Below are 6,767 nucleotides of genomic sequence, written 5' to 3'. Positions count from 1 at the left end.
CGCACCGCCGCGTCGCTGGCCGCCCTCCCGCAGGCGTCCGGTGGCGGCGTGGCTCAGGCCGCTCCCTCGCGGGCGTTGTCCGCAGCCCTGGACGTCGCCAAGACCGAGGCCCAGGCCCAGGGCGACCAGTACATCTCGACCGAGCACCTGCTCATCGCGCTCGCGTCCGGCACCTCGCCCGCGGCGCAGGCCCTGACCGGTGCCGGTGCCACCCGGGAGGCCCTGGCCGCCGCGTTGCCGGCGGTCCGCGGCTCGGCGAAGGTCACCAGCCCCGACCCCGAGGGCACCTACAAGGCGCTGGAGAAGTACGGCGTCGACCTCACCGCCGCCGCACGCGAGGGCCGCCTGGACCCCGTCATCGGTCGCGACGCCGAGGTCCGGCGGGTGGTCCAGGTCCTGTCCCGTCGCACCAAGAACAACCCGGTGCTCATCGGTGAGCCGGGCGTCGGCAAGACCGCCGTGGTCGAGGGCCTCGCCCAGCGGATCGTCGCCGGTGACGTGCCCGAGTCGCTGCGCGGCAAGCGTCTGATCTCCCTGGACCTGGCGTCCATGGTGGCCGGTGCCAAGTACCGGGGCGAGTTCGAGGAGCGGCTCAAGGCGGTCCTGGACGAGATCCGGTCCTCCGACGGGCAGGTCGTCACCTTCATCGACGAGCTCCACACCGTGGTGGGGGCGGGCGCCGGCGAGGGCAGCATGGACGCAGGGAACATGCTCAAGCCGATGCTCGCGCGCGGTGAGCTGCGGCTGATCGGCGCGACCACCCTGGACGAGTTCCGTGAGCGCATCGAGAAGGACCCGGCCCTGGAGCGGCGGTTCCAGCAGGTGTACGTGGGTGAGCCGTCGGTGGCCGACACCGTGGGGATCCTGCGGGGTCTGAAGGAGCGGTACCAGGCCCACCACAAGGTGGGGATCTCGGACGCGGCGCTGGTCGCGGCGGCCACGTTGTCCGACCGCTACATCACCGCACGTCAGCTGCCGGACAAGGCGATCGACCTGGTGGACGAGGCGGCGTCGCGGCTGCGGATGGAGCTGGACTCCTCGCCGGTGGAGGTCGACCAGCTGCAGCGGACGGTGGACCGGTTGGCGATGGAGGAGCAGTACCTGTCCGAGGCCGACGACGCGGCGTCCCGGGAACGGTTGGAGCGGTTGCGGGCCGAGCTCGCCGACCGTCGTGAGGAGCTCGCGGCGCTGACGTCCCGGTGGGAGCGGGAGAAGGCCGGGCAGAACCGGTTGGGTGACCTGCGGGTGCGGTTGGACGGGCTGCGGGTCGCGGCCGAGAGGCACCAGCGTGAGGGTGACCTGGCTGCGGCGTCGCGGGTCCTGTACGGGGAGATCCCCTCGGTGGAGAAGGAGATCGCTGCCGCGGAGGCCGCCGAGCGTGGCCACGGTGGCGCCGGTCACGGTGCCGAGGCGGGGGCCTCGCCGGAGCAGGCCGAGCAGCCGATGATCGCCGAGAAGGTCGGTCCCGACGAGATCGCCGAGGTGGTCTCGGCGTGGACGGGCATCCCCACGGGCCGGTTGCTGGAGGGGGAGAGCAGCAAGCTGCTGCGCATGGAGGGGGTGCTCGGCGAGCGGTTGATCGGGCAGGAGGCGGCGGTCGCGGCGGTCAGCGACGCGGTGCGCCGGTCCCGTGCCGGTGTGGCCGACCCGGACCGGCCCACGGGGTCGTTCCTGTTCCTGGGGCCCACCGGTGTGGGCAAGACCGAGCTGGCGAAGTCGTTGGCGGACTTCCTGTTCGACGACGAGCGCGCGATGGTGCGCATCGACATGTCCGAGTACGGCGAGAAGCACTCGGTGGCCCGCCTGGTGGGTGCCCCGCCGGGGTACGTGGGCTACGACGAGGGTGGTCAGCTGACCGAGGCGGTGCGTCGTCGTCCGTACTGCGTGGTGCTGCTCGACGAGGTCGAGAAGGCCCACCCCGAGGTGTTCGACGTGCTGCTGCAGGTCCTGGACGACGGTCGGTTGACCGACGGGCAGGGGCGGACCGTCGACTTCCGCAACGCGATCCTGGTGCTGACGTCGAACCTGGGGTCGCAGTTCCTGGTGGACCCGGTGATGGAGCCGCCGGCCAAGCGGGAGGCGGTCATGCAGGCGGTGCGGGGGGCGTTCAAGCCGGAGTTCCTGAACCGGTTGGACGAGGTGGTGGTGTTCGACGCCCTGACGGTGCCCGAGCTGACCCGGATCGTGGACCTGCAGGTCGCGCGCCTGGGCGAGCGGTTGGCGGAGCGGCGCCTGACCCTGGACGTCACCTCGGCGGCCCGGGAGTGGCTGGCGTTGGAGGGGTTCGACCCCGCCTACGGTGCGCGCCCGTTGCGGCGGCTGGTGCAGCGCGAGATCGGCGACTCCCTGGCCCGGATGATCCTGGCAGGGGAGGTGGACGACGGCGGGACGGTGCGGGTGGACCGCGACCCCGGGCTGCGCCCCGACGGGCTGGTGCTGACCGCCGGGCCCGCGGGCGGGTGAGCGGCCGGGTGAACGACCGGGTGAACGGACCGGCGGGCAGGGCCGGACAGCCGGGGGTCCTAGGTTCCGGGTCGCCAGGCCGGGGGGGTGTGGCACTAACGTCGGGGGTATGAACTGGGACGACTTCGACGCCGCGCTGTTCGACCTCGACGGGGTCCTCACACCCACTGCCGACGTCCACATGGACGCCTGGCGCAGCATGTTCACCCGGTACTTCACCGAGCACGGCGTCGAACCGGCCTACACCGACGACGACTACTTCGCCCACGTCGACGGCAAACCCCGGTACGACGGGGTGCGGTCGGCGCTGGCGTCCCGCGGGGTGGAGCTCCCCGAGGGGGCCCCCACCGACGAGGCGTGGGCACCGACCGTGTGCGGGCTCGGCAACGCGAAGAACCACGTGTTCTCCCAGATCCTCGCCGAGCAGGGGGTGCAGGCCTACGAGGGATCGGTGCGGCTGCTGGACGCGTTGCAGGAGCGTGGGACGGCCGTCGCGGTGGTCTCCAGCTCGCGCAACGCCCCGGTCGTGCTGGCTGCTGCGGGCCTGGCCCACCGGTTCGAGATCGTGGTGGACGGCGAGGTCGCCCGGGCCACGGGCCTGGCCGGCAAACCGGCACCCGACACGTACCTGAGGGCCGCGGAGCTCCTGGGGACGACGGCGGCCCGGTCGGTCGTCCTGGAGGACGCGGTGTCCGGGGTGGCCGCCGGTCGGGCCGGGGACTTCGGCCTGGTCGTGGGGGTGGACCGCGGTGCCGGTGCGCAGTCCCTGCGTGAGAACGGCGCCGATGTGGTGGTGCAGGACCTGGCCGAGCTGATCGGCACGCCGACCGGTGGGGCGGTGACCGAGTGAAGCGCACCCCCCCGGAGGCTCCCCTGGGTGAGCTGCCCGACTACCTGGACCGGGGACGGTTCCCCGTGGACCCCTGGGCGCTGACCGAGGCCTACCACGGCAGCGACGACCTGGGCGTCACCGAGACCCTGTTCGCCGTCGGCAACGGCTACCTGGGGATGCGCGGCAACGTCGAGGAGGGGCGTGACAGCCACGCGCACGGCACGTTCATCAACGGGTTCCACGAGACGTGGTCGATCAAGCACGCCGAGGAGGCGTTCGGGTTCGCCCAGGTGGGGCAGACGATCGTCAACGCCCCCGACTCCAAGATCATCCGCCTGTACGTGGACGACGAGCCGCTGCTCCTGCCGGTCGCGGACCTCATCGACTACGAACGCACGCTGGACTTCCGCAACGGGCTGCTGCGCCGGGAGATCCTGTGGCGCACCCCGTCGGGCAACCGGGTGCGGGTGCGGTCCCGGCGCATGGTCTCCTTCAGCCAACGGCACCTGGCGGTCATGACCTTCGAGGTCACCGTCCTGGACCGGTCGGTGCCGGTGGTCGTGTCCTCCCAGGTCGTCAACCGTCAGGACGGCCTGGACGAGTACCGCACCAGCCCGCCCGGCTCCGCGATGAACGACCCCCGCAAGGGCGAGCGGTTCAGCGAGCGGGTGCTGCAGCCCCAGGACAGCTGGGGCGACGAGGACCGCACCGTCCTGGGCTACCAGTGCACCAACTCGCGCATGACCCTGGCCGTGGCCGTCGACCACACCATCACCACCGACTCCCCCCACGAGGTCCTGACCCTCGTGGAGGACGACCACGCCAAGCAGGTGTACCGGATGCGCGCCGAGCCCGGCGTGCCCATCACCATCACCAAGGCCGTCAGCTACCACACCTCACGGAACGTCCCCTCCCGCGAGCTCGTCAATCGGTGCCGCCGCACCCTGGACCGGGTCCGCGTCGAGGGCGTGGAGCAGCAGTTCGAGGACCAGCGGGCCTGGCTCGACGACTACTGGGCCAGGTCGGACGTCGAGGTCGAGGGCCGGCCCGAGGTCCAGCAGGCACTGCGCTGGAACCTGTTCCAGCTCGCCCAGGCGGCCGCGCGGGCCGAGGGCGCCGGCATCCCCGCCAAGGGGGTCAGCGGCTCGGGGTACAGCGGCCACTACTTCTGGGACACCGAGATCTACGTCCTGCCGTACTTCATCTACACCAGCCCCCTGTTCGCCCGGAACGCCCTGCGGTTCCGGTACACGATGCTCCCCGCGGCCCGCCGCCGGGCCAAGGAGCTCACCCAGAACGGGGTGCTGTTCCCCTGGCGCACCATCAACGGCGAGGAGGCCTCGGCCTACTACGCCGCCGGGACCGCGCAGTACCACATCGACGCCGACATCTCCTACGCCCTGGACAAGTACGTCCAGGCCACCGGCGACGAGGACTTCCTGGCCCGCGAGGGCATCGACGTCCTGGTCGAGACCGCCCGCATGTGGGCCGACCTGGGGTTCTGGCGCGGCAACGGCGGCGACTCGTTCCACATCCACGGCGTGACCGGCCCGGACGAGTACACCACCGTGGTGAACGACAACCTGTTCACCAACGTCATGGCCCGGTTCAACCTGCGTCGCGCCGCCGAGGTCGCCCGGCACCTGCAGGAGTCCCACCCCGACCACTACGCACGCATGTGCGCACGCCTGGGTCTGGCCTGCAAGGAGATCGAGGAGTGGGAGCGCGCCGCCGACGCGCTCGCGGTCCCGTGGGACGAGAACCTGGGCATCCACCCCCAGGACTCCCAGTTCCACGAGCGCGAGGTGTGGGACCTGCCCAACACCCCCGCCGACCGTCGGCCCCTGCTCCTGAACTACCACCCGCTGGTGATCTACCGTTTCCAGGTCCTGAAGCAGGCGGACGTGGTGCTGGGTCTGTTCCTGCAGGGCGACCAGTTCACCGATGCCGAGAAGCGCGCGGACTTCGACTACTACGACCCGATCACCACCGGGGACTCGACCCTCTCGGGCCCCGTCCAGTCGATCATGGCCGCCGAGGTCGGGTACCACCAGCTCGCGCTGCGGTACTTCCACGAGGCCCTGTTCGTGGACCTCGCCGACCTGCACGCCAACGCCACCGACGGGGTGCACGTCGCCTCCGCCGGTGGCATGTGGCAGGCCCTGGTCAACGGGTTCGGCGGGATGCGCCACTACGACGGCCGCATCACCTTCGACCCGCGTCTACCCGCGGAGTGGACCTCGCTGACCTACCGGTTGACCGTGCGCGGCCACCGTCTGAAGGTCACCTTGCGTCAGGACGAGATGGACCTGGTGGTCGAGGACGGCGAGCAGGTCACCGTGGCGGTGCGCGGTGAGGAGGTGACCGTCGGTGACCGGACGGTGACCGTCGCCCTGGACGGCCAGGGGCCACGCCTGGACGGCGAGCCCGACCCGACGGCGCTGCGGGGCTCCCTGCGCGCCGACGGGACGGTCATCACCGCCTCCGTACCCCACCACTCGGGGTTGAACGGCTGAGACCGTCGGTGCCCGGGTCAGGGCGTCGGTGAGTCGCCGCCACCCCACGACCCACGGACCGGTTCGGGGTGCTGCGCCAGGCACACCCCGAGCCGGTCACCCTGACGCCAGCTCCCCTCGCTGGGGAACCACACCACCGGTTCTGCACCGGCCTGACGCTGGGCGGAGTCCATCTGGCACCCGGCCGCGACCCGCCGCTCGGCCTCCTCGGCGCCGGGCCACACGTCCTCCCGGAACTGGTAGGTGCCCAGCACCTCGGCCCGGTGGGGGTCCTCGCAGGGCACGACCCGCACCCGGGTGACCGCCCCGTCCTGCGGCAGGTCCTCCACGCAGTGCCCCCGTTCCAGCTGCCGGACGTGCGCGGTGGTCGCCCCGTCCACCTCCCCGAGGCTGCGCAGGTCGGCGGCGTACCGGACGGCGAACCCGAGCCCGGCGAGCAGGCTCACGCCGGCCACGACGGCGGCGGTCCACAACGGCCAGCGGGGCAGGGGCGGGCGTGGCTCACCCTGCTGCTGCGGCGCCCACCCGGGCGCGTAGTACGGCTCCTGCGGGACGTCCTCGGGGTGGGGCGTGGTCACAGGCCGACCACCTCGCCCAGAAAGCCGAACAAGGACATGCCCAGGACCAGCACCACCAGGAACGTGAGCAGGGTGCCGATCCCCCCCAGGACGATCCCCGCCACGGACAGGCCCATCCCGCGGGTCCGCCCGGCGCGGATCCGCCGAAGGCCCAGCAGACCGAGCACGAGGCCGGGGACACCGAGCAGCGGGAGCACCAGCAGGGCCACGATCCCCAGGACCAGGGACACCACCGCCAACGCGTCCTGCGGGGGCGGGGGAGTGGCCCACGCCCCGTACATGTACTGGTCGACCGCCTGCTGGCTGAGCGGGGCGCCGGGGGGCGGGGGCCCGAACGGGCCGTGACCGCCGGGCGCGCCGGGGGGCAGCTGCCCGGGG

Annotated in this window: 5 protein-coding genes; 3 read left to right on the top strand and 2 right to left on the bottom strand. The window is 72.2% G+C overall.

All coding sequences use genetic code 11. The features are described from left to right. The 3 genes from N869_RS11725 to N869_RS11715 form a co-directional block, all read left to right on the top strand. Positions 1-2,463 (top strand): ATP-dependent Clp protease ATP-binding subunit (locus tag N869_RS11725; protein ID WP_035061933.1); only part of this gene is annotated, 2,463 nt, incomplete at its 5' end. Positions 2,464-2,572: 109 nt separating this feature from the next. Next, the gene (locus N869_RS11720) at positions 2,573-3,313 is read left to right on the top strand and encodes an HAD family hydrolase (protein WP_035061931.1); all 741 of its coding nucleotides are present in this window, start codon (positions 2,573-2,575) and stop codon (positions 3,311-3,313) included. Continuing rightward, on the top strand, positions 3,310-5,811 hold the full coding sequence (locus N869_RS11715; RefSeq protein ID WP_052105479.1) for a glycoside hydrolase family 65 protein: 2,502 nt from the start codon (positions 3,310-3,312) through the stop codon (positions 5,809-5,811). Before N869_RS11720 ends, N869_RS11715 begins: the two co-directional genes overlap by 4 nt. Before the next feature lie 17 nt (positions 5,812-5,828). Here the strand turns inward: N869_RS11715 and N869_RS11710 are convergent, their stop codons facing one another. Continuing rightward, positions 5,829-6,389, bottom strand: a complete 561-nt coding sequence (locus N869_RS11710; protein WP_052105478.1) for a septum formation family protein — start codon at positions 6,387-6,389, stop codon at positions 5,829-5,831. Continuing rightward, on the bottom strand, positions 6,386-6,767 hold a 382-nt coding region (locus N869_RS11705), incomplete at its 5' end, for a DUF4190 domain-containing protein (RefSeq protein ID WP_035061929.1). The genes N869_RS11705 and N869_RS11710, both read right to left, overlap by 4 nt.

This window comes from Cellulomonas bogoriensis 69B4 = DSM 16987, assembly GCF_000767165.1.
GTDB classification, from domain to species: domain Bacteria; phylum Actinomycetota; class Actinomycetes; order Actinomycetales; family Cellulomonadaceae; genus Actinotalea; species Actinotalea bogoriensis.
The sequence above is the reverse complement of the archived record's forward strand: the minus strand, read 5'-3'. Positions and strand labels throughout refer to the sequence as shown.

Bases quoted from the DNA above. Each gene is read 5' to 3' on its own strand.
- N869_RS11720 (WP_035061931.1), top strand. From the start codon at position 2,573: ATGAACTGGGACGACTTCGACGCCGCGCTGTTCGACCTCGACGGGGTC.